General features: G+C 60.1%; 27 protein-coding genes and 1 other RNA gene. 10 read left to right on the top strand and 18 right to left on the bottom strand.

What is annotated here, in order from left to right; translation table 11 throughout:
- Positions 1-8: 8 nt before the first annotated feature.
- From B2G88_RS04395 to B2G88_RS04420, 6 genes are all read right to left on the bottom strand, one after another.
- The gene (locus B2G88_RS04395; RefSeq protein ID WP_054863094.1) at positions 9-437 is read right to left on the bottom strand and encodes a metal-dependent transcriptional regulator; all 429 of its coding nucleotides are present in this window, start codon (positions 435-437) and stop codon (positions 9-11) included.
- A gap of 76 nt (positions 438-513) precedes the next feature.
- Positions 514-1008 carry a hypothetical protein gene (locus B2G88_RS04400; protein WP_054863093.1) on the bottom strand — a complete coding sequence of 165 codons (495 nt, stop codon included), beginning with the start codon at positions 1006-1008 and terminating at the stop codon, positions 514-516.
- A 123-nt stretch (positions 1009-1131) separates the two neighbouring features.
- The gene (gene sufD / locus B2G88_RS04405; RefSeq protein WP_054863092.1) at positions 1132-2349 is read right to left on the bottom strand and encodes a Fe-S cluster assembly protein SufD; all 1218 of its coding nucleotides are present in this window, start codon (positions 2347-2349) and stop codon (positions 1132-1134) included.
- A gap of 1 nt (position 2350) precedes the next feature.
- Complete coding sequence (gene sufB / locus B2G88_RS04410; protein WP_087714080.1) at positions 2351-3781, bottom strand: Fe-S cluster assembly protein SufB; 1431 nt, start codon at positions 3779-3781, stop codon at positions 2351-2353.
- Between the two features lie 61 nt (positions 3782-3842).
- Positions 3843-4751: an ABC transporter ATP-binding protein gene (locus B2G88_RS04415; RefSeq protein ID WP_087714081.1), complete on the bottom strand. Its 909-nt coding sequence runs from the start codon at positions 4749-4751 to the stop codon at positions 3843-3845.
- A gap of 196 nt (positions 4752-4947) precedes the next feature.
- Complete coding sequence (locus tag B2G88_RS04420; protein ID WP_087714082.1) at positions 4948-7683, bottom strand: DNA-directed DNA polymerase; 2736 nt, start codon at positions 7681-7683, stop codon at positions 4948-4950.
- A 163-nt stretch (positions 7684-7846) separates the two neighbouring features.
- Here B2G88_RS04420 and B2G88_RS19435 point away from each other — a divergent pair, with 163 nt between their 5' ends.
- The 3 genes from B2G88_RS19435 to B2G88_RS04430 all read left to right on the top strand — a co-directional run bounded on the left by B2G88_RS19435 (position 7847) and on the right by B2G88_RS04430 (position 9162).
- On the top strand, positions 7847-8023 hold the full coding sequence (locus B2G88_RS19435) for a DUF7331 family protein (protein ID WP_176393144.1): 177 nt from the start codon (positions 7847-7849) through the stop codon (positions 8021-8023).
- 69 nt (positions 8024-8092) lie between these two features.
- Positions 8093-8653, top strand: a complete 561-nt coding sequence (locus tag B2G88_RS04425; RefSeq protein WP_054863091.1) for a DUF7322 domain-containing protein — start codon at positions 8093-8095, stop codon at positions 8651-8653.
- Positions 8650-9162: a DUF7346 family protein gene (locus B2G88_RS04430; protein WP_054863090.1), complete on the top strand. Its 513-nt coding sequence runs from the start codon at positions 8650-8652 to the stop codon at positions 9160-9162. The genes B2G88_RS04425 and B2G88_RS04430 overlap by 4 nt, the downstream gene beginning before the upstream one ends.
- A 61-nt stretch (positions 9163-9223) precedes the next feature.
- On the opposite strand, the gene rad50 is transcribed toward B2G88_RS04430, so the two are convergent.
- From rad50 to B2G88_RS04445, 3 genes are all read right to left on the bottom strand, one after another.
- A complete protein-coding gene (gene rad50 / locus B2G88_RS04435; protein WP_054863089.1) occupies positions 9224-11893 on the bottom strand; it encodes a DNA double-strand break repair ATPase Rad50 in 2670 nt (889 codons plus the stop codon).
- Positions 11890-13335, bottom strand: coding sequence for a DNA double-strand break repair protein Mre11 (gene mre11, locus B2G88_RS04440; RefSeq protein WP_054863088.1), 1446 nt, complete (start codon positions 13333-13335; stop codon positions 11890-11892). Before mre11 ends, rad50 begins: the two co-directional genes overlap by 4 nt.
- A gap of 127 nt (positions 13336-13462) precedes the next feature.
- Complete coding sequence (locus B2G88_RS04445) at positions 13463-13732, bottom strand: MarR family transcriptional regulator (protein WP_054863087.1); 270 nt, start codon at positions 13730-13732, stop codon at positions 13463-13465.
- A 124-nt stretch (positions 13733-13856) separates the two neighbouring features.
- Here B2G88_RS04445 and pan1 point away from each other — a divergent pair, with 124 nt between their 5' ends.
- The gene (gene pan1, locus B2G88_RS04450; protein WP_054863086.1) at positions 13857-15074 is read left to right on the top strand and encodes a proteasome-activating nucleotidase Pan1; all 1218 of its coding nucleotides are present in this window, start codon (positions 13857-13859) and stop codon (positions 15072-15074) included.
- 111 nt (positions 15075-15185) lie between these two features.
- Here the strand turns inward: pan1 and B2G88_RS19440 are convergent, their stop codons facing one another.
- Positions 15186-15323, bottom strand: coding sequence for a hypothetical protein (locus B2G88_RS19440; protein WP_176393173.1), 138 nt, complete (start codon positions 15321-15323; stop codon positions 15186-15188).
- A gap of 58 nt (positions 15324-15381) precedes the next feature.
- Positions 15382-15879, bottom strand: a complete 498-nt coding sequence (locus B2G88_RS04455) for an NUDIX hydrolase (protein ID WP_087714083.1) — start codon at positions 15877-15879, stop codon at positions 15382-15384.
- A 113-nt stretch (positions 15880-15992) separates the two neighbouring features.
- Here B2G88_RS04455 and B2G88_RS04460 point away from each other — a divergent pair, with 113 nt between their 5' ends.
- Positions 15993-16547, top strand: coding sequence for a GMP synthase subunit A (locus tag B2G88_RS04460; RefSeq protein ID WP_087714084.1), 555 nt, complete (start codon positions 15993-15995; stop codon positions 16545-16547).
- Positions 16548-16928: 381 nt separating this feature from the next.
- The gene (locus B2G88_RS04465; RefSeq protein WP_087714085.1) at positions 16929-17834 is read left to right on the top strand and encodes an NmrA/HSCARG family protein; all 906 of its coding nucleotides are present in this window, start codon (positions 16929-16931) and stop codon (positions 17832-17834) included.
- A 106-nt stretch (positions 17835-17940) separates the two neighbouring features.
- On the opposite strand, the gene B2G88_RS04470 is transcribed toward B2G88_RS04465, so the two are convergent.
- Positions 17941-18195, bottom strand: a complete 255-nt coding sequence (locus B2G88_RS04470) for a DUF3194 domain-containing protein (protein ID WP_054863085.1) — start codon at positions 18193-18195, stop codon at positions 17941-17943.
- Positions 18196-18591 (bottom strand): prefoldin subunit beta, encoded by a 396-nt coding sequence (locus B2G88_RS04475; protein ID WP_087714086.1) that lies wholly within the window; start codon positions 18589-18591, stop codon positions 18196-18198.
- 207 nt (positions 18592-18798) lie between these two features.
- Here B2G88_RS04475 and B2G88_RS04480 point away from each other — a divergent pair, with 207 nt between their 5' ends.
- A complete protein-coding gene (locus B2G88_RS04480) occupies positions 18799-19212 on the top strand; it encodes a hypothetical protein (RefSeq protein ID WP_054863084.1) in 414 nt (137 codons plus the stop codon).
- Between the two features lie 100 nt (positions 19213-19312).
- On the opposite strand, the gene B2G88_RS04485 is transcribed toward B2G88_RS04480, so the two are convergent.
- Positions 19313-20227, bottom strand: coding sequence for a phosphatase PAP2 family protein (locus B2G88_RS04485; RefSeq protein WP_087714087.1), 915 nt, complete (start codon positions 20225-20227; stop codon positions 19313-19315).
- Positions 20227-22149: an ABC transporter substrate-binding protein gene (locus B2G88_RS04490; protein ID WP_087714088.1), complete on the bottom strand. Its 1923-nt coding sequence runs from the start codon at positions 22147-22149 to the stop codon at positions 20227-20229. Before B2G88_RS04490 ends, B2G88_RS04485 begins: the two co-directional genes overlap by 1 nt.
- Before the next feature lie 223 nt (positions 22150-22372).
- Between B2G88_RS04490 and B2G88_RS04495 the strand changes: the two genes are divergently transcribed.
- The 3 genes from B2G88_RS04495 to B2G88_RS04505 all read left to right on the top strand — a co-directional run bounded on the left by B2G88_RS04495 (position 22373) and on the right by B2G88_RS04505 (position 23921).
- The gene (locus B2G88_RS04495; RefSeq protein WP_054863083.1) at positions 22373-22651 is read left to right on the top strand and encodes a ribonuclease P protein component 4; all 279 of its coding nucleotides are present in this window, start codon (positions 22373-22375) and stop codon (positions 22649-22651) included.
- 74 nt (positions 22652-22725) lie between these two features.
- Positions 22726-22974, top strand: a complete 249-nt coding sequence (locus tag B2G88_RS04500) for a YhbY family RNA-binding protein (RefSeq protein ID WP_054863103.1) — start codon at positions 22726-22728, stop codon at positions 22972-22974.
- Positions 22971-23921: a mechanosensitive ion channel family protein gene (locus tag B2G88_RS04505; protein ID WP_087714089.1), complete on the top strand. Its 951-nt coding sequence runs from the start codon at positions 22971-22973 to the stop codon at positions 23919-23921. Before B2G88_RS04500 ends, B2G88_RS04505 begins: the two co-directional genes overlap by 4 nt.
- A gap of 32 nt (positions 23922-23953) precedes the next feature.
- Here the strand turns inward: B2G88_RS04505 and B2G88_RS04510 are convergent, their stop codons facing one another.
- The 3 genes from B2G88_RS04510 to B2G88_RS04520 form a co-directional block, all read right to left on the bottom strand.
- Positions 23954-24763 (bottom strand): LolA family protein, encoded by an 810-nt coding sequence (locus B2G88_RS04510; RefSeq protein WP_087714090.1) that lies wholly within the window; start codon positions 24761-24763, stop codon positions 23954-23956.
- Positions 24764-24895: 132 nt separating this feature from the next.
- An RNA gene (gene ffs / locus B2G88_RS04515) (signal recognition particle sRNA) lies at positions 24896-25207 on the bottom strand.
- A gap of 126 nt (positions 25208-25333) precedes the next feature.
- Positions 25334-26029 (bottom strand): DUF2270 domain-containing protein, encoded by a 696-nt coding sequence (locus tag B2G88_RS04520; RefSeq protein ID WP_087714091.1) that lies wholly within the window; start codon positions 26027-26029, stop codon positions 25334-25336.
- Between the last annotated feature and the right edge of the window lie 84 nt (positions 26030-26113).

Below are 26113 nucleotides of genomic sequence, written 5' to 3' on the forward strand. Positions count from 1 at the left end.
AGACCCGCTCAGTCCGCACACCCACCGGCCTCGAGGAGTTCACAGCAGTCGTTTTCCGCATCGAAACAGTCCGGACACTCTTCCGGGCGGTCGATGATCGTATCGAGGCGCTCTGCAACCGTATCGTCGATGACGCTCTCGAGTGCGTGGGCCTCATCGCGGAACTCCTCGACCTCGAGAACGTTTGCGAGGAATCGCTCGATGATACAGTAGGTCTGGAGGGCGTTGTGTGCACGCTCGAGACCCTCATCGGTGAGCGTTGCCCCTTTATACTTCTCGTGTTCGACCAGTCCACGGTCCTCGAGTTTGCCGATCATTTCGTTGACGCTGGCTGGGCTTACCTCGAGGAGGTCTGCGAGTGTGCCCGTCGATGCTGGGCCGTCTTCGATACGTTGTGCGAGATAGACTGCCTTGAGATACTGATCTGCTGTATTCATCGCGTTCCTCCGGTGACCGTGTCTGTCTCGATGGATGTCCCCACTGCTCGCGTTGCGGTGTGAGTCGTCGCGCCGGTCATGCTCGTCGCTCCATGATCTGCGTGACTGCCTCGACGCCCTCTTTTTCCTCTTCGCGGATCTCATACAGCGTCTCGAGGACGCGCTCGCGTTCGATTGCGAAGTCACTCTCGGACGCTTCGATGGCGTCGATCAGATCGTCATAGAACTTGTAGGCCGTCTCCTCGTTTGCCAATTGATCGTAGAGGACGCCGTCGGTATCCTCCGGCGGGCCGTACTGGGCGTCGACCAAAGCGTTGATCTCCTCGTAGGGGACCGTTTCGGCGTCGAGTTCGGCGATCAACGCCTCGAGTCGTTCGCGATGCTCGGCCGATTCGTTGGTGGCCTCCTCGAGCAGTTCCTGGACCGCTTCATCGAGATCCGCCCGGTCCTCGGCGGGCAGCGACTCGCGATGATGGGCGGCACGCGACTCGACGACCTCCTCCAGGACGACCCCGATCTGGAGCAATCGGGCCAACTGGTGGTCGCTCGAGACACGCTGTCCTAAACTCATATCCACACAAGCGGGCCGGGGTCACTTAGTCGTCTCGGAGAGTGGCTGCGATGGGCACTAATGCAGTCACTCGGGAGTGACGAGACGGATCGTAATCGCAAAAACAACAGGATCGCCGCGGCCTTACTCGCGCTGGCGGAGTCGAGCGCCCACCAGTTCCTCGAGGTCTTCGCGGAGTTCGTCGACGGCGATTTCCTCCATGACGGGGACGAAGAAGCCTTCGACGAGCATGTTGCGCGCGGAGCGGGGATCGATGCCGCGGGAGGTCATGTAGAACAGGTCCTCCTGGTCGATCTGACCGACCGTCGCGCTGTGGGAGGCTTCGGTGTCGTGGTTGTTGATGATCAGTTTCGGCGAGGCGTCGGCCTCGGACTCATCCGAGAGCATCAGCGTGTTCTCGCGCTGGTAGGAACTGGTGTCCCAGGCGTCGCGGCCGACGTCCTGAACGCCTTCGTAGACCGAGCGCGCAACGTCGTCGGTGACGCCGCGGGTGACGAGGTCGGCCGTCGTGTGTTCGGCACGGTGCCAGACCTTCGCGTCGATGTCGAAGTGCTGGTCGTTGTGGCCGTAGAACGCACCGACGATTTGCGTCTCCGAGGAGTCGCCATTGAGCTCCGTCGAAACGCCGGATTTCGTCAGCTGCGTCCCGAGGTTGACTTCGATCCAGTCAATCGTCGCGTACGTGCCTGCGTCCCCGCGCTTGAGCGAGAAGTTGTAGGCCTCCTCCGAGAGATTCTGGAGACTGCCGTACTGGACGTTGCTGTTCTCGCCGGCGATGACCTCAACGATACCGCTGTAGTACTGTTCGTCCTGCTCTTCACCAGTGGATTGACGCTCGAGAATCGTCACTGAACTCGATTCCTCGGTGACGACGAGCGTGTAGTTGAACAGCGAGCGGGAGTTCTGCTCGGTTCGGATCGTCACGTCCTCGGCGTCGACGCCTTCGGGAACGTAGATGACGGTTCCGGTGCTAAAGAGCGCCGTCGACAGCGCCGTCAGATAGTTCTCCTGTGGGTCGACGATAGAGCCAAAGTGCTCTTTGATGAGGTCTTCGTGCTCGGCGACTGCCTCTGCCCACGGCAGCACGTCGACGTCGTCTGGTCCAACCTGATCCTTGTTCTCCGCTGCGTTCAGCGGATCCACGAGCGATTCGTAGTCGAGTTCGTGGAGATTCGTCCAGTCGCGACCCGGCGTCCGAATCACGTCTGGCATCTCGAGGTCTTCGAGTGCCTCGAGGGCCTCGAGACGCGTCTCGAGCAGCCACTCGGGTTCGTCTAAGTCGCCCGAAATTTGGCGTACCTGTTCGTCAGTCAGATTGGCGTGTACCTGCGTCGTGCTCATATTATCCGAGGCTTCCCTCCATCTCGAGTTCGATGAGGCGGTTGAGTTCGACCGCGTATTCGATTGGCAGTTCTTCCGTGATCGGCTCGATGAAGCCGGCGACGATCATCTTCTTGGCGTCGTCGTCGTCCAGGCCGCGGGACTGAAGGTAGAAGATGTCCTCGTCGCCGATTTTACCGACGGTTGCCTCGTGGGCGACGTCGACTTTCGACTCCTCGATCTCCATGTACGGCATGGTGTCCGAGGTGGACTCGTTGTCGAACATCAGGGCGTCACACTCGACGGCAGTGCTCGAGTTCTCTGCACCGTCGGCGATGTGGACGAGACCGCGGTAGTTGGTGCGGCCGCCGTCTTTGGAGATCGACTTGGATTCGATGGTCGAACTCGTCTCGGGTGCGTTGTGGTAGACCTTCGCACCAGTGTCGATGTTCTGTCCCTCGCCCGCGAAGGCGATGGTGATGTGGGTGTCCGTCGCGCCGCGGCCCTTGAGGATCGTACACGGGTAGAGCATGGTCGCTTTCGAGCCCATGCTGCCGGAAACCCACTCCATCGTGGCGTTTTCTTCACAGATGGCGCGTTTGGTGTTCAGGTTGAACGTGTTCTTCGACCAGTTCTGCACGGTCGAGTACTGGACGTGAGCGTCCTCGCCGACAAAGACCTCGACGCAGCCCGAGTGAAGGTTGTGGGCACCGTATTTTGGTGCGGAACAGCCCTCAATGTAGTGGACTTCCGAGCCTTCCTCGGCGACGATGAGCGTGTGCTCGAACTGCCCCATCCCTTCCGAGTTCATCCGGAAGTACGCTTGGACCGGCATCTCGACGGTGACGTCCTCGGGAATGTAGACGAACGATCCACCGGACCAGACGGCACCGTGGAGTGCAGCGAACTTGTTGTCGCTTGGGGGCACACAGGTCGTCATGAAGTACTCCTTGACGAGTTCTGGGTGCTCTTTGACCGCGCGGTCCATATTCATGAAGACCACGCCTTTCTCCTCCCACTGTTCTTGCATGTTCTGGTAGACGACCTCAGACTCGTACTGGGCACCAACACCCGAGAGGGCGTTCTTCTCGGCTTCCGGAATACCCAACTTGTCGAAGGTGTCTTTGATCTCGTCTGGCAGCTCCGTCCAGTCATCGACGCCTTCGCGCTTGTCGACGTCCGGGCGGATGTAGGGAACGATCTCCTCGATATCCAGTTCGGTTAGATCCGGCTGGCCGGGCCAGTCGGTCGGCATCGGCATGTTGTGATACTGCTTGAGCGCGCGGAGACGGCGCTCGAGCATCCACTCGGGCTCGTCTTTGTCCTCGGAGATCATGCGGATGACCTCTTCGGTTAGCCCCTTGCCGGATCTGACTGCGGAGTTCTCCTCCTTCTTGAACTCGAACCGGGCCTCAGTGTCTGTCTCTTTTAGGTGGTCTTGATCGGAACTCATGATTTGTATGTAGTCGTGTTTACGGCTCTGGCGTTATTACGGTTGTTCTAGCCACAAACGGTTACGCGGTGCCGTAGACTTCGTCGCGGACCCAGTCGTACCCCTTATCCTCGAGTTCTTCGGCGAGTTCTGGACCGCCGCTTTTGGCGATCTGACCGTCGAGCATCACGTGGACGTGATCCGGCTCGACGTAATCGAGGATGCGCTGGTAGTGGGTGATCTGAAGGACACCAGTGCCCTGCTCGTCGCGCAGCGCGTTGATGCCGTTCGAAACGTCCTGTAGGCGGTCGATGTCCAGCCCGGAGTCGATCTCGTCGAGCACGGCGACCGAGGGCTCGAGGATGGCTGCCTGAAGGACTTCGTTCTGTTTCTTCTCCCCACCGGAGAAGCCGGCGTTGAGGTAGCGCTGGGCGAACTTCTCATCCATGTCCAGTTGTTCCATCTTCTCCTGGAGGATCTGCTGGAACTCGGCGACGCCAACTTCGCCCTCGTCGACGTTGCCCTCCATGGGCGAGGTCTCGAAGCCGTCGTCTTCGTCGTCTTCGTCGATACCCTCGTCGTCCTCAAAGAGCTCTTCGCGCTCTTCGATCTTGGCGTTCAGTGCGGTTCGCAGGAAGTTCGTCATCGTGACGCCGTCGATCTCGGCGGGATACTGGAACGCGAGGAAGATACCGAGTGCCGCGCGCTCGTTTGGCTCGAGGTCGAGGAGGTCCCAGGTGCGCTGGTCCTCGTCGATCTCGATGTCCGCGCCGAACTCCTCGTCCTCGAGGTGAAGCAGTACTTCACCGTCGGTGACCTCGTAGGCCGGGTGGCCAGCGATGACCTTGGCCGTCGTCGACTTCCCGGAGCCGTTTGGACCCATCAGGGCGTGAATTTCGCCCGACTCGACCTCGAGGGAAACACCCTCAAGAATCTTCTCGTCGCCCTCCGCCACTTCTGCGTGTAGGTTGCGTAGTTCGAGACGTGCCATAGTACTCTGTCGTGTGAACGGTCGGTCGTTGGCCTGATAACGGTTTCGTATCCAATTGGATACGGTCCCACAAGAGCAAAATAAGTTTTCGAAAGGGAAAATCGAATTGCGGGATGGACCCGATTCAGTGTATATCCGAACGTGTTCGACAGGCACTCACAGACAAGTGTGGAACGTCACTCAGCGCATCGAGCGCTCACATGAAACTGTCGAGGCCTTTTTGCTCTTGACCGTTTTTGACTTCGTCCCACGAAACTCCGAGCGCCTCGAGAATGCGCTCGATTGGCCCTTTGAGCGTTTTCTCGAGCATGGTGTCGTAGTCGACTTCGAACTCGGGTGGGATTTCGTCGTCGTACTCGAAACAGATGACGTCGGGGTCGCGCTTGAACGCCCCGTAGAGGTGATCCTGCTGGGGATCAAACCCTTCTTCGCTTTCCATCCGCCGGAAGAAGGCGGGGTCGACGCGCTTGAGGTAGAGTCGCTTGGGCTTGCTCCCGCGCTGGAAGTTCGTTCCCAACAACAGGTTCGCGTACTTCGCGCCCCGAACCTGGGCCGTGTCGGTATCGTAGTTGTCCAGTCGCTTGCCGATGCCACCTGGAATCGCGATGTTCTCGAGGCTAATGTCGCCGGCCTGGACGTCCTCGATGATGCCGTTGACGTACTCCTTGGCTCCTTCGACGTCACCCTCCTTGACGATCATCTCGATGACTCGGTGCTGGACTTCCTTGGTGATCGGAGCGATATCCGAACGCTGGTACTCGAAGCCGACGATGTCGACGGTGTCGACGTCTTTGCCTTCTTTCCAGGTGATGTGGCCAGCGTAGCGTTTCTTCTTGCCAGCCTGGAAGAATCGCCGGTAGAGTTTCTCAAACTCGATCTGGAAGCGGTGCTCCTCTGCGTTCAGGTCCTCACGCGCAAAGTCGTCGTACCGCCCGTTGATGTACTCCTCAATCTCGAACGATTGCTCGAGGGCGTCGTCTTTGGAGACGTCCGGGCCAAGCTCGAGCATAACGGAGTCGGTGTCGCCGTAGGCGACGGTGTAGTCGAGTTCGTTTGCAGCGGTCTCGGTGAACTCGATCACATCGCGTCCGGTTGCAGTGATTGCGGACGCTGCCTCCTTGTCGTAGAGGCGGAACTGCTCCCAGCCCGACACCCCATACAGCGAGTTCATGATGACCTTCACGGCTCCCTGCTGGCGGTCATACTGCTCGTACTCGGGCGATCCAGGTTCGTGCTCGTTTCGCAGCGCTTTCTTTTCCTCGCGCTCAGCGAGCAGTTCCGTAATCATCGTCCGGTTCACACCGTCAGGTTCCTTCCGGAAGTGCGTCCCAGTGGGCGCTTCGTAGGTCTCGCCGTCGTACTCGTCGGGATCAACTCTCGTCTCTGGCGACGCGTTGATCGTCGTCATACACATCGGGTACAGCGACTTCAGGTCGAGGACAGTGACGTTTTCTTTGACGCCCGTAATCGGCTCGAAGACGGCCCCGCCCTCGTACTCCTCGCCCGCTTCCTGCTGGCCCTTCGAGGGCAGCGCGAACTCGCCGTAGGCCTGATGCAGGACGTACATGTCCACCGCATCGCCCGGCGTCGGCGCGTCCTCGAGTTTGCAGCCGACGAACGCGCGCACCTCATCCCAGAACGTGATGATGTGTTGCTGGCGGTCGAGTTCGACACAGAGTTCGACGTCCCGGAGGTTGTACTCGAGCAGTTGTGTCGGATCGTCCTCCCAGAGATCACCGATGTCGCCGGCGTAGCGCTCCTTGCCGACGCCGAGTTCGGCCTCGCCGACAGCGTCGAGTCGGTACGAGTCGAGTTCGGAGAACACCATTCGCTGGTAGCCATACAGCAGGTCGAAGACGACCCGGCCTTTGATGTCGGGACCGCCCCAGTTACTGCGCCAGACTTCGTCGATGCGAGAGAGGCGGTCGATCTCGAGATCGTAGTCGTGGTGTGGTCCCTGCAACTCCTCGAGGCGGTCGAGGAAGTACGGCGCGTCGAAATCCTCGAAGTTCCAGCCGGTCATGACGTCCGGATCCGTCTCTCGGACGTAGTCGACGAAGGCCTCGAGCATGGCCTCTTCCGCGTCGAAGGCGCGGACCTCGTGGTCGATTGCACCCTCGATTGGCTCGTAGTCGGTGATCTCCGCGGGGATCTCACCGTTGCCCCTCTCAGCCGCACAGACCCACATGACGTACTCGTCGCGGTAGGAGTCGTGGCTGGTCAGACAGACAATTGGCTCCTCGCCGTCTTCTGGGAAGCCGTGGCGGTCCTCGACTTCGATGTCGAACGTCAGAACGCGCGGGTCAGCGTCGACGTCGACGGCTTCAACCTCGGTGTGGGGAACGACGAGCGAATCGTCGTTAGCGCGTCGTTCCGGGACGCGAATGCCACTCTGGATATCCTTGTCGATCAAAAACCGGTTCGGGAACAGGATGTCGGCCTCGTAGTGCTCGAAGTCATCACGGATTTGCCCAACGTCTCGAGGCGTCTGGCCGAAAATCTTCGTGAGGTCCTCGCCACGGATACTCTCGTAGGAGTCGCCGTTCTCGTCTTCCGTTTCGCTGTCGGTCAGGCGGTCGTACTGGTCTTCGGGCGGGCGCTCGAGTGTCTCCGTCGGCGCGTAGAAGTACGGTCGAAAGCCGACGACCTGGACGTGCTCGAGTTCGTTCTCGGCGGTACGACCGAAGACGTGCATGATGGGCCGTTCCTCGTCGCCGTAGCCCGCGATGGTGTAGTCGACCTGCATGACGGCGAGTTCGAGTTCGCCTTGTGCTTCGGGCAGCGTTTCCTCGAGAACGTCGATAACCTCCGCAGCGCTCGAGCCGCCGTTGCCGGCGACGTGGGCCGCTTCCTCGTCCGGCCGTGCTTGTGCGTCTGCGTCGTCGGCCGTCGTGGCAAACTCTGAAAGTCCGCTCTGACCCGCCTCAGTCATGATATCGCAGTTGGAAACGGCTGGATAAAAACCCCTGCAATCCGCACTCGAGACAGCGGGAAATCTCGCCTAAAGTCGCGCCACCCAAAACTCCCCGCCAACCTTGCGGGAGCAACAAGACATATAATGTGGTAACACATACCATAGTCATAGGTGATCGACGTTGTCAACCCGTATTTCTGATGACACGGCGGACGGGCGTGAACCGAGTAGTGAACCCGCAGGCGTCGAGACGATTGAATCCTACGAGATTGACGACGGTGTTGTCTTCTATGACGCGGAAAATCCCCTCGCCTGGGTGGAGACATCCAAGACGTTGACGCTCGAGGACGTCGTTTAATCGTTTCAACCGCGTTCGTCACGAATATGAACGCGAATCCTTTTTGTGGCGCTCCACCACAGAGCTACTGTGGGAACCGACCGGTCCGATCACGACGCAGACGAGTCTGGCCCAGCCGATGGCTCGGACGGCGAGCGCGACGGCCTGTCGATTCCGAAAGTCGAGACGGAAGACGCCGGCTCGGGATTTGTGTCGGACCTCAAGTCGGATACCGAACTCGAGGCAGCCAGCATTCCCGACATAACGGATCCAGACTCCCTCGAGCCAGAGTCAGACGTTGCAACCGAGTTCGAGGACGTCGACTTCTCGGAGATTCCCGACGACCTCCTCGAGACGTTCGTCGCGCTCGTGCTCGTGATCAACGGGGCCGTTCTCGCCGTTTCGCTTGGGGCGCTCTTTCTGATCTTCGACGGCTCGACAGACCGCGGTATCCCATTGCTGGTGATCGGCGTCGTCCTGTTCGGGTTCGCGTTCCGGCGATACAGGCAGTACCAGCGCTCGCGTGAGGCCGATGACGATGAGACCAATGAGGACACCGACGAGCGCGAGGACGATACTGGTGACAGTGGCGAAAGGCCTTCAAGCGAGGTCGCCGAACAACGGGTACCGGACGACCCAGACTCATCATGAAAACCGTCCAGGACGATACGGGAAAGCGGTACCTCTTGCTCAAACAGTCCACACAGGCCAGCCTCGTTCGTGACCCAGACACTGGAAACGAGTGCTACATCCAGAACGACCGCCTCGAGTCGAGCGACGAGAGCACGTTCGAAACCCTCGCACAGACGATCTCGCCAGCCGTTCGAACGCTCCTGACAAACGTTCACGACGAGACGACGTTGGGAATCCTCCTCGAACTCGAGGCGCGTGGCCCACTCTCCGTCCGAGCGCTGCTCGAAGCCGATACCTGCTGTGAGAGCGATCTGCACGGGCGATTGACGGTCCTCTCGTCGGCAGACCTGATCGACGAAACAGCTGTCGGTGGCGAACGCGGCTATCGGCTGACTGAGGAGTGTACCACGGCACTGGAAGCAATTCGAACGCCTGCGGACAACCACGAGCGCGACACCGACGACGAAACGACCAGCGAGGCGGAAGCAACGACAATCTCGAATACACAGCCAGTACAGGATAGCTAACCGGCGTTTGCTTCTCATTCAGCGACGAGGACCTGCCCAAGCGACGCGTTTGCGCGAGTGACTACTCCGCTGCGAGCAGGGCTGTCTCCGGCGGTTCACCCTGTTCGAGTCGCGAGCGGTTCGACGTTGCATCTTTTTCGACGCGGACGAGTGAGTCGGCCGCACCGACGAGTTCCTCGTCGTGACTGACGACGACGATCTGTTCGACGCCCAGTTTCCGCATCGACTCGACTAGCGAGACGAGTTGGGTAACGTGGCCCGAATCGAGGAACACGGTCGGCTCATCGAGAATCAACGGCGGCATCGGCGCAGTGCCCTCGACGCCTTCTGCAAGCAGGCGATAGATCGCACACCGCAGGCTGAGGTTAAACAGCGCCCGCTCGCCGCCGGAGAGTTGTTCGGGCTCGAGCGCTTCGCCGTCTTTCTGATAGACCGTCAGGCGATAGTCACCATCGAGTTCGATTGACGCGTAGGAGTCGTTCTGATAGACCAGTTCGAACGTCTCGTTCAGCAGTCGCTCGAGCGTTTCGACGTTGCGTTGCCGAAGCTCTGTGCGCAACTCACCATAGGTCGTCTGGAGCGTTTCCGCTTCAGTATAGAGTGATTCGAGTTGCTCACAGCGGGCTTCGAGGTCCGAAAGTCGCTCGCGAAGCCGCTCGAGTTCCTCGAGTTCGTTCTCGACGGCACCAATTGCGTTCTGGATCTCGGTGCGTTTCTCCTCGAGTTCGTCGAGTTTGTCTCCAACCTGCTCGAGGTAGCTCTCGGCGGTTTGCTTGTCCGTCCGCGCCGTCTCGATGCGGCCGTCATCGAACTCGGACTCGAGGTCGCGTTTGCGCTCGCGTTTGCTCGAGAGCGTGTCGCGCCGTTCTTCGTTCAACTGGTGCCAGCTCTGGCGGCGCTCGCGCAGGGTTTCAATCTCGCGCGTGATGTCGTCATGTTCGTCGTCGATGTCCGCAATTCGGCGCAGCGACTCGAGTTCGGGTTTAATCTCAGCGCGCTCGCTGTTGATCTCGCCGAGTTCGGCGCGTTTGTCCTCGACCGTCTCCTCGAGGTCAGACACGGCCTCGCGTTTTTCGGCAGCCTCGGATTCGTACTCCTCGGCATCCTCGAGCAGTGTCTCGCGCTGCTCACGTCGCTCTGTGAGCGTGTCGCGTTTCTCCGTGAGCAACTGCTCGATATTCTCACGGTTTTCCTCGAGTCGCTCGACACGGCGCTCGGCGTCGCGGAGGTCTGCCAGTCGCTCGAGTCGGTCATCGAGGTCCTCGCGGTCGGCCTCGAGTTCCGCGAGCCGTTCCTCGATAGTCGTCAGTTCCTCGCGTTTGTCATCAAGAACGTCGACGTGTGGTGACTCCTCGACTGGCTGGCCACATTCTGGACACTTGCCTTCCTCGAGCAGGCGCTCGCCCTCATCGATTGCGTTTTCGACGGTTTTGCGTTCTGCAGTACTCTCGTTGATCTCGTCGGTCAACTCCTCGCGGCGCTGCTCGAGTTCCTCGCGTTTGTCGGCTGCCTCACCGAACGCAATCGGCGCGTCGTCGAACTTCGCTCGAGTCGTCGCAATCTCGTCAGCGAGTTCCTCGAGGTCGCCCTCACGGTCTTCGATAGCCGCGCTGTCGTCCTCGAGTCGGTCCTCGAGCGTGGACGCCTTTTCACGGGCTGTCTCAGCCTGTTCCTCGAGATCGGCAGCCGCGTCGCGAAGACGGTCAAGTTCGCCGTTGGTTTCCGTAATCGCGACGCGGACCTCCTCGAGATCGTCTCGAAGGTCGTCATCGCGCGCCTCGAGTGTCTCGATCCGTGCATCGACTGTCGTTTCTTCCAGATCGACCGCGGACAGCAGTTCCTCGCGTTCGTCTTCGAGGGCTTCACGCTCTGTCTCAAGGTCTCGAATCCGGTCTTTCGCCTCGTTGCGTTGCTGTTCGGTCTCGGAAATTTTCGCACGGAGTTCCTCGAGTTCGTCCGCGAGATCGGAAATCTCTGCTTGGGTTTCGGTATGGCGCTCGAGGACGTCTTCGGCGGTCTCGAGTGTCTCCTGTGCTTGGTCGCGCTGGGTTTCAAAGTGCTCGAGTTCCTCGTTGATCTCGGTTCGGCGCGACTCGAGACCGTTCAGGCGCTCGTGGAGGTCTTTGTCCTCCTTGCGCTGGACTTGCGTGCGGACGTCATCGACGACCTCGCGCTGGCCGTCGAGTACCGACTTGACGCCGAGTCGAGCCTTGCTCGCGCGTTCGCGGTACTCCTCGAGTGCTCCCAACTGGAGGAGGTCGTCGATCATGTCCTGGCGGTCACTCGGCGAGGCGTGGATGAGTTTGTTGACCTCGCCCTGTCGGACGTAGGCGCAGTTGACGAACGCCTCGGCGTCCATGCGTAGCAGTTCGGTCACCTCGTGGCGCACGTCACGTGCACCCTCGATAGTTTCTGCAGGCGTCTCGAGGACACATTTCGTCGTCGTCGCCCGATCTCCGCGTAGTTTGAGGTGGCGTTCGATGTGATAGTCGCGGCCGTCGTGGGTGAACCAGAGTTCAATTTCGGTTTCGTCTTCGCCGGTCGTAATCACGTCATCGAGCGTGCGGTCGTCGAGCGCTTTCGAGCCATACAGGGCGAAGAAGGTGGCCTCGAGTAGCGACGATTTGCCGCTGCCGTTGACACCGTGGACGACGGTGACGCCGCGCTCGAGTGAGAGGTCGGCGTCGCCGTAGCACTTGAAGTTCTGCAGGCGGACGCGGTCGACTCTCATGCGAAATCACCCAGTGAGGCGTCCTCGTCGGTCGACTGTGGCGTGGTTTGCTCACGCTCCGTGGTTGACTCGACGGAGTCAGCAGACTCGGTGGACTCGGCGGATTCGGAACCGTCGGACGAGTCGTCTGCAGTGGCCGTTTCAGGTTCACCAGTCGGTTGGTCGGTTTCGGCTGTCTGTGTCTCCTCACTCGTCTGTTTGGCAGCCGTCTGTTCATCCGCAGTTTCCTCAGCCGGTTCAGTTGCACTCGAGAGCTGATCTGCAACCGTCGTCACGTCCTCGTCGTCGGGACTGCGAGCCGGTGCAGGGTCGAACGCAGACTGGTCGTCCTCGAGGAGGTCGCGGACGCGGCGTTCGACTGACTCGCGGACGTTCGAGTCAACGAGGTCGCCGTCGCGAACCGTCTTGTCGATCTCGAGGGCGGCGTTGCTGAGTCCCAGTTCGCGAACCCGTTCACGGACAGCGTCGTCAGGGTCTGCAAAACTTACTGAGACGTCGTCGTCTTCGTCCGGCAGGTCGCGTCGGTCGTTGACACGGGCGACGAGCGCCCCGCGGTCGATTGCCAGTTCCTCGACAGCGGCGGGAGTGACTGGCCGTCCGTCGCCCTCGATTGTGATGATGACGACCGACTCTTCCACCTCGTACTCGCGGACGCGCTCTTGGACGCGGTCGATTCCCTCGCCATCCTCGAGATCGACGTCGACGAACTCGAAGTCGCGGGTGTCGGTGAGTGCGCGGCGGCTGATGGCGACTGCGTCGCCCTCGTCGTTGTCGGTTTCGAAGGTGACGAGATTGTAGCCTCGATCCTCGCGTTCGCTGGCGCTCGCGCGTTCGGTCGACCCGCAGTAAGTGACCCAGGTGTCCTGTACCTCGGCAGTGTCGGGTTTGTGATTGTCTCCGAGCAAGACGGCGTCGAACTCGACTGTCGATTCGGAGAGAAGGCGCTCGGTATCCCAGTCGGCGTGGGCGAAGGGCTCGAACAGGCCGTGACTGACGAGCGTTGCGTGGTCGGCCTCATCAGGCACGGAGGAAAACTCGTACTCGAGATCCTCGCGTCTCGAGCGCGGGACGAAATCGAGGCCGTATAGGGCGACGTCGCCGATGACCTCGGGTTGCGGGCCAAGTCGCGTTGCAAGGCCGAGATCCGAAAACAGATCGAGCCACTGTGCGTCGCGTTTCCCCTCGTGATTGCCGACGACGGCGAGGAAGGGAATATCGGCTTTCTCGAGCGTTCGCAGAATCTCGACGGTGCCTTGCAGATCGACCAGTCCCGGCCGTCGGTCGTGAAAGAGATCGCCCGCGTGGACGACGGCGTCGACATCGTCCGCGACGGCGTCCTCGGCGACGCGCCGGAAGGCGGCGAGAAAGTCGTCTCGTCTCGCGGGCGAATTGTACTGTTGGTACCCGATGTGGGTATCGCCCGTGTGGATAACCCGCGTCATTGCCGGTCATTGGCGCGTGGGGCCTAAAGGGGTTCCGCGACCGGAGTGAAAGTAAATCTGAGACGTTTACAGCGCCGTTCGCTCGCGAGCGAGAACGGAACGCAAAGAGCAGAACAGAGAGACGCGGTTACGATTCGATATCGAGCGTGTACAGGCGCTTTCGCGCATCCGAGAACGAAAACCGAGAGTCGATCACGTTCTCTTCCTCGAGACGATTCAGCGCGTAGCGGACGGTTCGGGAGGGAAGCAGCGTTTCGTCTGCGATCTGCTGTTGGGTCATCGTGTCGTTGTACTCGAGGACTTTCGCGACGAGTTTCGCACTCGGTGGGAGGTCGCGGACGTCATCCCAGCTACCCCTATCGTCAGCCTCCTGTCGGATCGACTCTGAAGCGCTCATCAACTACCCATATCGAATACAAGGTGATAATATTTTCTGTTTCGTCTAATGCTTAGGAGTTATATCTGTCGGGAAAGTGTCCCGACCCGAAGCCTCTTATGAACCAGCCCCTAAAGCAACGATGATGACCGACACTGTGGACGACGTCGACCTCCCATACGAAGAGGACGAGGCGTCCCAACAGGAGAAGATCCAGACGCTCGAGGACCGGCTGGAGGACCTCGAGTCGCAAAACGAGGAGATGCGTGACAAACTCCTCGATGCGAACGCCGAGAACAACAAATACCAGCAGAAACTCGAGCGACTGACCCACGAGAACAAGAAACTTAAGCAGTCGCCGCTGTTCGTCGCCACCGTCCAGGAACTAACGGACGAAGGCGTCATTATCAAACAGCACGGAAACAACCAGGAGGCCCTGACCGAGGTCACCGACGAGATGCGCGACGATCTCGAGCCAGACGCACGAGTCGCCGTCAACAACTCGCTTTCTATCGTCAAGACCCTCTCGGGCGACACCGACGTGCGCGCTCGCGTGATGGAAGTCACCGAGAGCCCCGAAGTGAGCTACGAGGATATCGGCGGCCTCGAAGAACAGATGCAGGAAGTTCGTGAGACCGTCGAAATGCCACTCGAGAATCCCGAGATGTTCGACGATGTCGGGATTGACCCGCCAAGTGGTGTCCTTCTCTACGGGCCGCCGGGCACCGGCAAGACGATGCTTGCCAAGGCCGTCGCGAACCAGACGAACGCGACGTTCATCAAGATGGCCGGCTCCGAACTCGTCCACAAGTTCATCGGGGAAGGCGCAAAGCTCGTCCGCGACCTGTTCAAGGTCGCCCGCGAGCACGAACCTGCTGTTCTCTTCATCGACGAAATCGACGCCATCGCTGCCAAGCGAACGGAGTCCAAAACGTCAGGAGACGCCGAGGTCCAGCGCACCATGATGCAACTGCTCTCGGAAATGGACGGCTTCGAGGACCGAGGCGATATCCGCATTATTGCGGCAACGAACCGCTTCGACATGCTCGACCGCGCAATTTTGCGCCCGGGCCGATTCGACCGCCTCATCGAAGTGCCAAAGCCAAACCAGGAAGGTCGCGAGATTATCTTCGAGATCCACACGCGCGGGATGAACGTCGCCGACGACGTCGAATTCGCCGAACTGGCCGAGGAGGCCACCGAAGCCTCCGGTGCCGACGTGAAAGCGATCTGTACGGAAGCCGGGATGTTTGCCATCCGCGACGACCGAACCGAGATCACGATGGACGACTTCCGGAACGCCTGGGACAAAGTTCAGGCTGAATCCGACGAGACCGACGACGTCTCGAAGACGTTCGCCTGAGACAGCAGTTCTCGAGTTCTTCTCCTTCGACGCGAGTATGCAGTTGGCTGCTGCGTAGGTACGACCGCCCTCGAGCGAACCCACCGACTTTCACCTGCTCGAGAGCAGTGCCTACAGCGCCGCAAAAATGAGCCACGGAACGACGAACAGTGCGACAGTCAACACGGCGAGAATCAGCAAATAGCCGGTGACGGTGCCTGCAGCGGTGATCCAGGACGGATGCTCGAACTCGCGCACATCGAGTGCCATACACACACTCTCCGGCGGCACCAGCATAAACGTACGGGATGTTGAGAGTTGAACCAGGTCACTCTCGCAGATACGGTCGGAACAGTTCGTCGTCGTGAAGATTGTCTGGAAGCGTTCTGAACCACTGTGCCGCGCGAATTTCGCCCGCTTCGACACCCAGTTGAGCAGGATCGGAAATCGTCCCGGTCGCCGCTGCATCAAAGACGACGAACTGCGTGGATACCTGCGTTGCTGGGTCAGCCCTCGAGATGTACGTCTGATTGATTACGAGAATGCAGTCATGGATGGCCGCCTCGAGTCCGGTTTCTTCGCGCACTTCCCGTTTCGCGGCTGCTGCAAGGTCTTCGCCCGGTTCGACCGCACCGCCAGGGACGATCCAGCCGTTCGACCAACTGTTTTTGACGAGTGCGATTCGGCCGGCAGAATCGGTGACGCGTGCCGCGGCAGTGAGTCCGGTCCCCTCGAGTGCCCAGTCTCGGTACGCCTGTATGTCTGCCGGGGGCACACGAATTGTCTGGGTCTCTCGTGGTGCGTCCAGTGCCAGTGGGGGATCCATTCTCGGCGTTGGTTCACACTATCAACACATAAAAGACGCGACGTGTGTGGTGACAATTGCCCAGAGATTGCGTTCCGGACCGTTTTTACCGAGTGACTCACTAGGAACGCTCAATGACGAAAATCGTCGTGGTGGACAACCACGGGCAGTTTACGCACTTAGAGCGCCGGGCGCTTCGCGATCTCGGCGTCGAAACCGAACTGGTCGACAACGACACCGCCCCTGAAGACGTCGACGCTGACGGCGTTGTCCTCTCTGGTGGCCCCGACATGGACCGGATCGGGACGTCCGCTGACTATCTCGAGGCCGACGTCCCCGTTCTGGGAATTTGTCTCGGGATGCAACTCATCGCCGAAGAACTGGGCGGTCGCGTCGGCGGCGGCGAGTACGGCGGTTACGCCGACGTCACGGTCGAAATCGTCGACAGCGACGACCCGCTGACTGGCTCCTTGCACCCCGAAACGCGTGTCTGGGCGAGTCACGCAGACGAGGTCAAAGAGCTCCCAGAGGGCTTCGAACTCACCGGGAAAAGCGACGTCTGCGATGTTGAGGCGATGAGTAACACCGACCGCGATATTTACGGCGTCCAGTGGCACCCCGAAGTCGCCCACACCGAGGAGGGTGACGAGATCTTCGAGAACTTCATCGGCATCTGCGAGTCGCAGTAACGCAGTGTCGGTTGTCTGGGTTCTTCTCACAAGTATAGTAGCCACTGCAAGTCAATGCACACCTGATCGACAGATAGCTCGGCGATCAGTGTGTAAATAGTTGCAGTTGTTACTATATTACAGCGCCCTGCTCGAGTCGGTTATCCGTCCGATAGGTACGTCCGTTGTCCCCCATCGTCGAGAGTCACAACTCTCGGGACTGAGTGCACCGACTCGAGCGAGCTAACATCGATGTCACGTGGTATCTTTCGTGTCGCCAAACAGCTATGTAGTTACCTGACGAACCAGGTAACGTAATGAAACCAGAGACCGAAGCAACCGTCCGAATCGACGATCACACTACGACCACCACACTCACCGCCGTCCCAGAGGTGAACTAACATGGCCACGAGCGTACTCGTCACCGGCGCAACCGGCAACCAGGGTGGCAGCGTCGTCGACCACCTCCTCGAGTCTGACACCGACTTTGACGTCTACGGACTCACGCGCGACGCCTCGAGTGACACCGCCGAATCGCTGGCAGATCGCGGTGTGACGATGGTTGAAGGCGACCTGGACGAACCGGATACATTCGCGCCACACGTCGCTGACGTTGATACTGTCTTCGCTGTCACCAACTTCTGGACGGTCGGCTACGACCAGCAGGTCCAGCAAGGAAAGAACATCGCCGACGTTGCGAGCGAGGAAGGCGTTGACCAGCTCGTCTTCAGCGGCGTCGGCAGCCACTGGGAAGACACCGGCGTCCCGCACTTCGATTCGGCCGACGAAATCGAACGCCACGCCCAGAGTCTCGACCTGCCGCTGACGACACTTGGCCCCGTCTTCTTCTTCCAGAATCTCGAGGCGTTCGCCGAGGACGTCGTCGAAGACGGCCAACTCGCCTTGCCACTCGAGGAGGGCGTCTCGTTGCAGATGATCGACGTCGACGATGTGGGACATGCGGCCGCGGTCGCCCTCGAGAACCCCGACGAGTTCATCGGTGAACGAATCGAACTCGCGGGCGACGAAGCAACGCTCGCCGAGACGGCCGACGTGCTCTCAGAAGTCACCGGCCAGGACGTCGACCCCGTTCACGTCCCCATCGAAGACGCCTACGACTCCTTCGGCGAGGAGTTTACCGTCATGTGCGAGTGGTTCAACGAGGTCGGCTACAGCGCCGATGTCGACGCCCTCGAGGAGCAATTTGGGTTCGAGTTCACCGATCTCGAGGCCTACCTCCGTAAGAACGGCTGGGAGGACAAAGACGGCATGGCCTCGGTTCCGGGCTGGGTCAAAGCGATGCAGTAGCTGAACCAGTTCGTCACTGACCGAAGATCGACCCATCACGTCTGCAGTACCAAAGAGGCACAGATGCCACTCGAGAACAGACGGACTGCGAAAAAGCGGTCGACGATTACTCGCCGAACAGGTCGTCGACGGCTTCTCGCGCTGTAAGCGCGGCGTCGTCAGCGACCTGTTCCGGGTCAGGGGCGTCGGCCGTTTCGGGTGCGTTGAGATAGACGTCAACCTCGAGGACGCCGTCTTCGAACGAGACGGTTACGTCGAGGTCACGCACCGCTGATTGTTTGTACTGCGAGAAGACGTAGCCTTCCGCAGCGTCGGACGCTGTCTGGACGATCTCCTCAGCAGTCGGTTCGCCGGTCGACATTTATGCGCCGCCAGCGCCTGGGCCGCCTGGGCCGGCTGGACCGCCCATGCCGCCGCCGCCGAGCAGTTCCTCGAGTTCGCCCTGCAGGCTCTCGAATTGCTCTTGTACGCGGTCTTCTTGCTTTTCGAGGGTCTCGAGACGGATCTCGAGCGTGTCGACTTTCTCCTCGAGGTCGTCTGCTGCTGTGTCGTAGTCCGTTTCGACGAGCAGTTCGCCGACGTTTCGATACATCGGGGTGTCCTCGTCGATGGTATCGAGTTCGTCGAGGGCGTTTTCGGCCTCGGTGAGGCTCGATTCGGCTTCCTGCTTCTGGACGGCGACTTCCTGGGCGGTTTCCTGCAGGTCCTGAAGCTGTTCGATTTTCTCTTGTGCCTCTGGCGGCAGATTGCCTTGCATATCTCGACCGTCGCCCTCCGCACTGATAAAGCCAAGCTTTGTCGTTCGTCAGCAGACTGTCTTCGGGGTGGTATCTGTGTACGGCGGACGCGAGCGAACGGCCTCGAGGCGGGAACGCGGCGCGGTTGCGATGTTCGATGCGTGTACTGAATGAAGTAAGTGAAATGAACCGAGAGAGGTGGACTCGCCGGGCGTTGAATCGAAAACATGGCAATCCTTTTCCGCAGTCGCACAGAATCGGAGGGTATGACGGACGAAAACGACCCAGCCGAGAACGGCGATGCTAACGGTGACGCTGAGGAAGAAAAATCGTTCCGCGAGCGCGTCGAGGAAATCCGCGAAAAGCGCGCGGAAGAAGGCGAGGGTGAGGGCGAGCCACCCGAGAGTCCGTTCGGTGGCGGCGGTGGCGGTCCCGGCGGAATGGGTGGCGGCGGTAATCCCTTCGCACAGATGATGGGCGGCATGATGGGCGGTGGCCCCGGTGGCCCAGGCGGCCCAGGCGGACGCGGTGGCGAGGAGAGCAACGAGGAACTCGTCCGCGAAGTTCGCCAGATGCGCGACGAAATGCGCGACCAGACCCGCGCGCTCAAGCGCATCGCCGACGCCCTCGAGGACAACTAACCCATACTGTTCGTCGACTCCGACGCCGAGTCGGCGACACTGACGTTATTCGTTTTGCTGCGCGTAGTATTTGAGACGAGAGTGGTGTCGCTGTCCGCTCTCAGTACTTCGTTTCGTCTGTCCGCGTCGGCTCTGTCTCAGACTCTGTCTCTGGCCGATCACTCTCACTGCGTCCGATAGCTGGAATCGATGGTCTGTGGCCCTCGAGCCAGGCCGAAAGCGACCAGCGGCCGACGAGTGTGCCGGCGAGTGCGACGCTGATGTAGGCGAGTCCGACCCCGGCGACGACGTCGATTACCCAATGAATGCCAAGGTACATTGTCGAGATGGCAACGGAGACGCCGAGGACGGTGGCAACGAGGAACCACTTGGGATAGACATCGCGCGTGCGGTAGGCAAGAAAGGTCACGGTCGCTGCAAGTGAGGTGTGCAGCGATGGGAAGACGTTCGTGTTGCGGTTGACCTGCCGGGTGAGATGCTGGTACTGTGGGTACGTATCGTACAGCAGTGCCTCGACGAGTTCGGGCATCATGTTTCGTGGCCCGTAGGCGATGATGAACGTATAGCAAATCAGCCCAAGGATGTAGTTCAGTGCATACGCCGCCAACAGCTCTCGTGCTGGTCGCGTATTCGAGAGTGCGAAGTACGCAATAACGGGAAACACGAGCAAGAAAACGTAGCCATAGATGTAGATAAACGAGAAGTACGCGGTGATTTCGGGCGTCGAGTATGACTGGAGCCAGAGAATGAACTGCCCCTCAATGTCGTAGATGGCCCACGTAATGTTCCACTCGACAAAGCGAAGCCACGAGAAATCAGGGCCGTACTGTCTGGCAACGCTGTTGAACAACAACACTGCCGCGAGAAAGGCTGCAATCGGGGTAATCGCGCGTACTCGGCTTCGCCACTCCGTGAGCGTCTCCCGAAGTCGATAGCGCCCAACGAACAGGCCAATCGAGACGCAGGTCATGACTGTGACGACAACGGCCAGTTGCACAAGCACCTGAACTAACATTAGTCTCTCACCCGCAGATTCCCATCTGTATCGTAGCTGAAGCCTGCGTCCTCGAACAGGGTGCGTGCGGTGCTTGCCTCAATCTCGCCGTCCGTTCCGACGAACGGCGTTTCCGGATCGTTGCCATCCCACGCGAGCGACTCGGGCGTCCACTCGTCGGTCACGGGCGTCGCAATCGGGCGAGCGTGACCATCGAAGACCGATTCGACCAGCCACTCTTTGTCGATCAATCGCGCAACCGCCCGCCGGAAGTTCGGGTTGCCAAACGGCGCTCGCCGACTGTTGAATCCAAGGTGATAGAACGACCACGAGGCCGACTCGAGGACGGCCACATCGTCTGCGGTGTCTTCGAGGACGTCATCAACAACGTAGCTCTCGAGGGGGGTTGTCGTCACGTCTGCGTCGCCGTCTGCGACGAGCGCGATTGCGGAGGTACTTCGCGGGTCGATCTGGATGCGGAACTCATCGACGGTCGGTTCGGGGAGGTCAACATCCTCTCGGAGCGTGAAGTGATCGTCAAAGCGCTCGAACGTAACGTGTTCGCGGTCGGTTCGGCTCTCAAATTCGAACGGGCCGCTGCCGACCGGCGGGACGTTGTCCGTGATGAGTGCATCGGTCGTTCCCGGGGCGACGTGGACGCCCGGAACGCTTGGGGAACTCGTGCGCTCACGCCAGATGTGCTCGGGAAGAATTGGGACAGTGAGTGCGCGCTCGCCAACGTTCTGGCTGGTCGAAACCGTCACCTCGAGGCGGTAGTCGTCGGCGTCGTCCAGTGCAACCGAGTCGATAGCATCGACTCGACCGCGGTAGCGAGGGGTGGGTGCTGGTGCGCCATCAGCACCAAGCGTCGTATCTGCCAGGAACTCGTAGGTGAACGCGACGTCTGTGGCGGTGACGGGTTCGCCGTCGTGGAACAGACAGTCCTCGCGCAACTCGATTGTCATGGTGTCGTCGTCCCACTCCCAATTGGCGGCAAGCCAAGGGATGAGGTCAGTAGTCTGGTCGTCCACGTCAGTATCGTTGTCTGGGTCCGCAGCTGTCGACTCCGTCACGGCCGTCTCGTCGTCGGCGACCGCTGCGGCCGCGTCGGAGTCGAGTGCGTGCGTCTCGAAATTTGTCGCCGATTCGACAGCGAGCGAATCGTAGACGAGATCGACGACTGTCCCGCGGTTCCGATACTCCACCGAGAGGGGGTTGAGATTCTGTGACGGGCGGGCGTCCGTATGTGCTGCCCGGAGTTCGAACGCCTCATCGTCGGTATCCGCAGTCGTCTCGAGGCCCAGATAGCCCAGTGCGGTCGTCGGGTGACGGTCGTCCGCCCCCCAGCCATCGATGCGGTCGGTTCTGGCGACTCGATACTCGGTCGGCACGCAGATTGGAATGAACGGCTGTTCGGTCGCGACCGCCTCGAGTGAATCTGTCACGGCCTCGGCGCGCTCGTCATCGGTAGCACTGCGTTGGGCCTCGAGGCGCTCGTCGACGAAGAGATTCGTAAATCCGAATGGGTTCTGCCAACCTGCTTCCTCGGCGAACTGTGAGTGAAGCGTTTCATAGAGAAAGGCTGGGTCGGCGTCGCCGGGATGTTCGCCGACGTAGATGTCGTAGTCGTGGGTGAGCAAAATTGACCGGCGAAACTCCTCGTCAGCGCGCATATCAATCGAAACGTCGATTCCTGCCGTCTCGAGGACGTCTCTGATTGCTCGAGAGAGTTGGATGCTTTCGCGGTCGCCGTCGGCAGGGACGGTCGTAATCGTCAGGGAGAGTGGATCGTAGCCGTCGCGGTTGACCGCGCTTCGAAACTGGCGAATACAGCCGCTGGTCGAGACAGTAAGGCCGGCGGTCGCCGAAAGCATTGCGCGGCGGCTCAGTGAACTGGAACCAGAGTCGTCGGCCTCGGATGTAAGTGCGGATGGTGTGGGCATAGCGAGTGAGCGATGGAGATGAGGGCAACAGATGCGTGCTGTACTCGAGCAGTTTCGAGGGCAGCGACTTCGAGTTGCTACAGTGTTTGCGACCGGCGATATAACAGTATTGTGTTCGTACCCGATTCGTCAAACGCGTGTGACTATTGTGAATCGGCTCGCGTGAGACGACAGCCCGCAGTGGAACACAACATCAATAGGGAAACCCACCAAACCAAACGCCATGACGATTGCCGCCGAGCGGATCGAACGCCTTCATGACCTCGCGAAAGCGGCAGCAGCAGACGGTGACGACGACCGAGCGCGGTACTACGTTCGACTCGCCCGGCGTGTCGCAGAGCGAAATCGGCTCACACTGCCTCGAGCGTTTCGACGCTTTACCTGTGATCGCTGTGACGTGTACCTCCGTCCCGGAAAAAACGCCCGCGTCAGACTGCAAGACGGTCACGTCGTCATCACCTGTGACTGTGGTGCGCACGCTCGGTACCCATACGATAACTGAGACAATAGATAGCAACGCTGGCGACTGATTCGCGAAGATTCAACTGTCTCCCGTTCATACTCGTGGCCATGGATATTGATAAACAGGACCTGTCGAAACAGATACACGAACTCGATGTAACCGTCTGGGTCGGTAAAAGCGGCATCGAATCTGTCGTCGACGAACTCAATGATCAACTCTCGAGTACGAATCTGGTGAAAGTCAAGTTCCTGCGAGCCGCTCGAGCGGGGAGTTCCACGGAGGAGAAAGCAGCCGACCTCGCTGATCACGTCAACGGTGAGGTCGTCGAAACGCGCGGCCACACCGCTGTTATCTATCGATGAGTGGCGGGTCGATAGGGCCGGCAGTCGGAAGCGGGTTCTTGCAAGCGAGTGAGCAGGCCGACGAGTTGGGGCCAATCGGTCAGGGACTCGATTCCGTACTCGGAGACGCAGCGCTCGCAGCGAGCATCGCAGGCGTCGTTCGGTTCGCCGCCGCGTTCGTTGCGATCTGGCTGATCGGCCGGCTCCTCATCGTGCCACTGGTCGGGCGGACGTTCGACCGACGCGAGTTGGATACACACGCCCAGAAGCCGCTGTTGAAGATTACGAAACTCGGCATGTTGTTCGTGGCTGTTTCGGTCGCGTTCGGCTTCGGTGGCTACGGCAACTTCCTCGTCTCGATGGCCGGGATTGCCGCAGCCGGGGCACTTGCCCTCGGACTGGCGCTGCAGAACGTCATCTCGAACTTCGTCGCCGGCGTGTTCATCTTCACGGACCGTCCGTTCAAAATCGGCGACTGGATCGAGTGGGACGGCGGCGAGTACGCCGGCACCGTCGAGGACATCAGCCTCCGCGTCACGCGCGTTCGAACCTTCGATAACGAACTGCTGACCGTGCCGAACTCGGCGCTCACCGAAGACACGATCAAAAATCCCGTCGACGCGGATAAGCTTCGGATGAAGTTCGTCTTCGGTATCGGCTACGACGACGACATCCAGCAGGCGACGGACATCATCATCGACGAGGCCGAACGTCACCCGGACATTATGAACGAACCCGGCCCAAGCGTCCGGCTGACCGAACTCAACGACTCCGACGTTGGGCTCCAGTCACGGTTCTGGATCGCGACTCCCTCGAGATCGGATTTCGTCCGCATCAAAGGCGAGTACGTCACTGACGTCAAGCGGCGCTTCGACGAAGAAGGGATTGACATCCCGTATCCCGTCCACACGCTCGAGGGCGGCCTCGCACTCGAGGGCTCATCGACCGTCGCCCAGCCAGCAGAATAAGCGCTCTCGGGCCGACTATCCCGACTCTCTCCTTACTCGAGTTCGTAGACATCGACGTCATCCGGCGGTTCGAACTCAAAGGTCTCTTCCTCGAGGCCAGAATTGAACGTCACTGACTCGAAGCCCTCGGTGATTCGATACTCCGAGCCATCGTCTCGCTCCCAGACGACTGCTTCCTTGAGCGGATAGTTATACTCCGCATCGAGCCACACCGTATGTGACACGGTTCGGAGTTCGTCTTCGTCCTCGTAGTCGACTGTCTCGAGTGCGAAGACGTACGTCGAATCGCCGACGAGGACTGACACGCCAGTCTCGACGGACTCGTTTTTCGGCTCGAGGTCGAGAACGTGTGCCTCTCGGTCTGCAATTTGGTCCGTGCCTCCGTACTCGAGATCGTAGCGCTCGCGTTCCGTCTCAGCCATCGTTGCTCGTTCTGTGCGAATCTCGTTGTCGTCGTACGGCGCGCCCTCGGGAACGTAGCGATCAGCCTGCTCTCCGTCAGGATAGTACCACCAGCGCGTTGTGTCGTTTGAGATGAACACTGGCGTCGGCTGGTCCGTCGCCGTTGACTCGAGCGTTTCTGTCCGAGAATCAGTGTAGGGCCGTTCCTGAATCCGCTCACGCTCGGACAGCGTCTGATTGTAGCCTCCCCACTCGCCCGTGACGACGCCATCGACGTCCTCGAGGGCGTCATCGTAGACGAAAATCCCCTCGAAGAGCGCTTCAGGGTCAGGATCCGCTTCTGAGCCAGGGTCGTCGCTCGAGGGAACGGTGACGCAGCCGCTGACAAGTGCCATCAGGATGAGGACACCACAAAGCGCCGCGACTCGTCGCGTTGTCATTACCCAACGTACATCTGAGTGTCCTTCTAAGTTTTTCTATCCAAAGACAACTCACAAACGACTCAAAACGAAGCGCAGATCCTCGAGAGAACGAGTGCGCCAGCGTCGAAAATGAACGGAGTGATCCGTATGAGTGTGGAGGCCGCGATTGCCCGGCGTTCCGGCCGGGGGAATCCCGGTTGCCTTCTCCACCCCGCGACCCCTCGAGCGACAGGTGTCCGACGGTCCACTGCTCGCTTCCGCGCCTGATGGGCTGTCGCCGACTAACCACGATGGGGCGTCCCTGCGGACGGCCATCGTAGACCGCTGTCCCCGACGGACGAGGCTTCTATGTTGGCTCCCGAGGCCCCGGCCGGTCTGACCGGACGCCTGCGGTATTTGGTCCCCGCTAATGACCATAGCGCGGGTAGTGAGCAGGGCCAAACTGCCCGACCTATCCACTCACTCGTAGGCGGTTGCACCTTAAGGGCCTTTCGCCTCTCCAATCGCCCGACGGCGCGAGGGGAGTTCGGATTCGGCCGGCAACTGCTCGACAGTGTTTGACGGCCTCTCTCGATGACGGGGGTGCCGTCACTCGATATCGCCGTGGTCCGCGCCACCGGATTCGCCGCGCTCTTTCGAACTCAGTGGGACGGCGAGGACGACCAAGACCGCGTAATAGCCTCCCACGATACCAACCACGAGGACGCCATTGATCCCTGGCAAGGCAGCGCTCTCGAGGAAGGGATCGTCCGGGTTGAACGCCCAGAGGTGAAAAATCCACGCGAGCCCCATCACTCCCAGCAAGGGCAAGTAGACGCGACGCAACCGGTGGCTGAACGCGCCGCGGTAGCTGATTTTGGGTGAGGGCTCGCGATAGTCGCGACTCAATTCCGCACGCCAGGCGTCGTGTTCGACGCCCTGGGAGGGATCAAGCGCATTCGCGAAGAGATTCTCCTGAAGCACCCGGACGCGCGACCGCCACATGTCGTAATCGCGAAATCGTCGGGCCTCAATGAACAGGAAGACGGTTCCCATCATGATGCCAGCGAGGATCACTGCGTGGGAGACCTCACCAGAGAAGGCATAGGCAACGATGGCGGACATCACCGTTACCGCCCAGTTGGTCGTCGTGTCGAGTCGATCCCGCCAGCCGACGGTTCGTTCCATCTCGCCGCGATACAGGTGAGCCGCGACGGAGCCGAGGCCGGTGCTCTCATCGACCATCTCGCGACCGATCTCTTTTTGTTCGTCTGCCTCAGGATCGAACTCCGACTCCTCAGCCATACAGGAACTGACACGTCGTGTATGCATTGTCCTTTCCATCAGCCGGATCGCGTGACCATCCGGATAGAGACAGTATTACACCAC

This window comes from Natronolimnobius baerhuensis, from assembly GCF_002177135.1.
Taxonomy (GTDB): Archaea; Halobacteriota; Halobacteria; order Halobacteriales; family Natrialbaceae; genus Natronolimnobius; species Natronolimnobius baerhuensis.

Excerpts from the sequence above, each read along its gene's own strand:
- B2G88_RS04520 (WP_087714091.1), bottom strand. The coding sequence starts at position 26,029 with ATGGCTGAGGAGTCGGAGTTCGATCCTGAGGCAGACGAACAAAAAGAG.
- B2G88_RS04495 (WP_054863083.1), top strand. The coding sequence starts at position 22,373 with ATGACGATTGCCGCCGAGCGGATCGAACGCCTTCATGACCTCGCGAAA.
- rad50 (WP_054863089.1), bottom strand. The coding sequence starts at position 11,893 with ATGAGAGTCGACCGCGTCCGCCTGCAGAACTTCAAGTGCTACGGCGAC.
- B2G88_RS04485 (WP_087714087.1), bottom strand. The coding sequence starts at position 20,227 with ATGTTAGTTCAGGTGCTTGTGCAACTGGCCGTTGTCGTCACAGTCATG.
- pan1 (WP_054863086.1), top strand. The coding sequence starts at position 13,857 with ATGACCGACACTGTGGACGACGTCGACCTCCCATACGAAGAGGACGAG.
- B2G88_RS04400 (WP_054863093.1), bottom strand. The coding sequence starts at position 1,008 with ATGAGTTTAGGACAGCGTGTCTCGAGCGACCACCAGTTGGCCCGATTG.
- sufB (WP_087714080.1), bottom strand. The coding sequence starts at position 3,781 with ATGAGTTCCGATCAAGACCACCTAAAAGAGACAGACACTGAGGCCCGG.
- B2G88_RS04470 (WP_054863085.1), bottom strand. The coding sequence starts at position 18,195 with ATGTCGACCGGCGAACCGACTGCTGAGGAGATCGTCCAGACAGCGTCC.
- B2G88_RS04455 (WP_087714083.1), bottom strand. The coding sequence starts at position 15,879 with ATGGATCCCCCACTGGCACTGGACGCACCACGAGAGACCCAGACAATT.
- B2G88_RS04475 (WP_087714086.1), bottom strand. The coding sequence starts at position 18,591 with ATGCAAGGCAATCTGCCGCCAGAGGCACAAGAGAAAATCGAACAGCTT.
- B2G88_RS04395 (WP_054863094.1), bottom strand. The coding sequence starts at position 437 with ATGAATACAGCAGATCAGTATCTCAAGGCAGTCTATCTCGCACAACGT.
- B2G88_RS04460 (WP_087714084.1), top strand. The coding sequence starts at position 15,993 with ATGACGAAAATCGTCGTGGTGGACAACCACGGGCAGTTTACGCACTTA.
- B2G88_RS04415 (WP_087714081.1), bottom strand. The coding sequence starts at position 4,751 with ATGGCACGTCTCGAACTACGCAACCTACACGCAGAAGTGGCGGAGGGC.
- B2G88_RS04490 (WP_087714088.1), bottom strand. The coding sequence starts at position 22,149 with ATGCCCACACCATCCGCACTTACATCCGAGGCCGACGACTCTGGTTCC.
- mre11 (WP_054863088.1), bottom strand. The coding sequence starts at position 13,335 with ATGACGCGGGTTATCCACACGGGCGATACCCACATCGGGTACCAACAG.
- B2G88_RS04465 (WP_087714085.1), top strand. The coding sequence starts at position 16,929 with ATGGCCACGAGCGTACTCGTCACCGGCGCAACCGGCAACCAGGGTGGC.
- B2G88_RS04420 (WP_087714082.1), bottom strand. The coding sequence starts at position 7,683 with ATGACTGAGGCGGGTCAGAGCGGACTTTCAGAGTTTGCCACGACGGCC.
- B2G88_RS04505 (WP_087714089.1), top strand. The coding sequence starts at position 22,971 with ATGAGTGGCGGGTCGATAGGGCCGGCAGTCGGAAGCGGGTTCTTGCAA.
- B2G88_RS04480 (WP_054863084.1), top strand. The coding sequence starts at position 18,799 with ATGGCAATCCTTTTCCGCAGTCGCACAGAATCGGAGGGTATGACGGAC.
- B2G88_RS19440 (WP_176393173.1), bottom strand. The coding sequence starts at position 15,323 with ATGGCACTCGATGTGCGCGAGTTCGAGCATCCGTCCTGGATCACCGCT.
- B2G88_RS04445 (WP_054863087.1), bottom strand. The coding sequence starts at position 13,732 with ATGAGCGCTTCAGAGTCGATCCGACAGGAGGCTGACGATAGGGGTAGC.
- B2G88_RS04430 (WP_054863090.1), top strand. The coding sequence starts at position 8,650 with ATGAAAACCGTCCAGGACGATACGGGAAAGCGGTACCTCTTGCTCAAA.
- sufD (WP_054863092.1), bottom strand. The coding sequence starts at position 2,349 with ATGAGCACGACGCAGGTACACGCCAATCTGACTGACGAACAGGTACGC.
- B2G88_RS04510 (WP_087714090.1), bottom strand. The coding sequence starts at position 24,763 with ATGACAACGCGACGAGTCGCGGCGCTTTGTGGTGTCCTCATCCTGATG.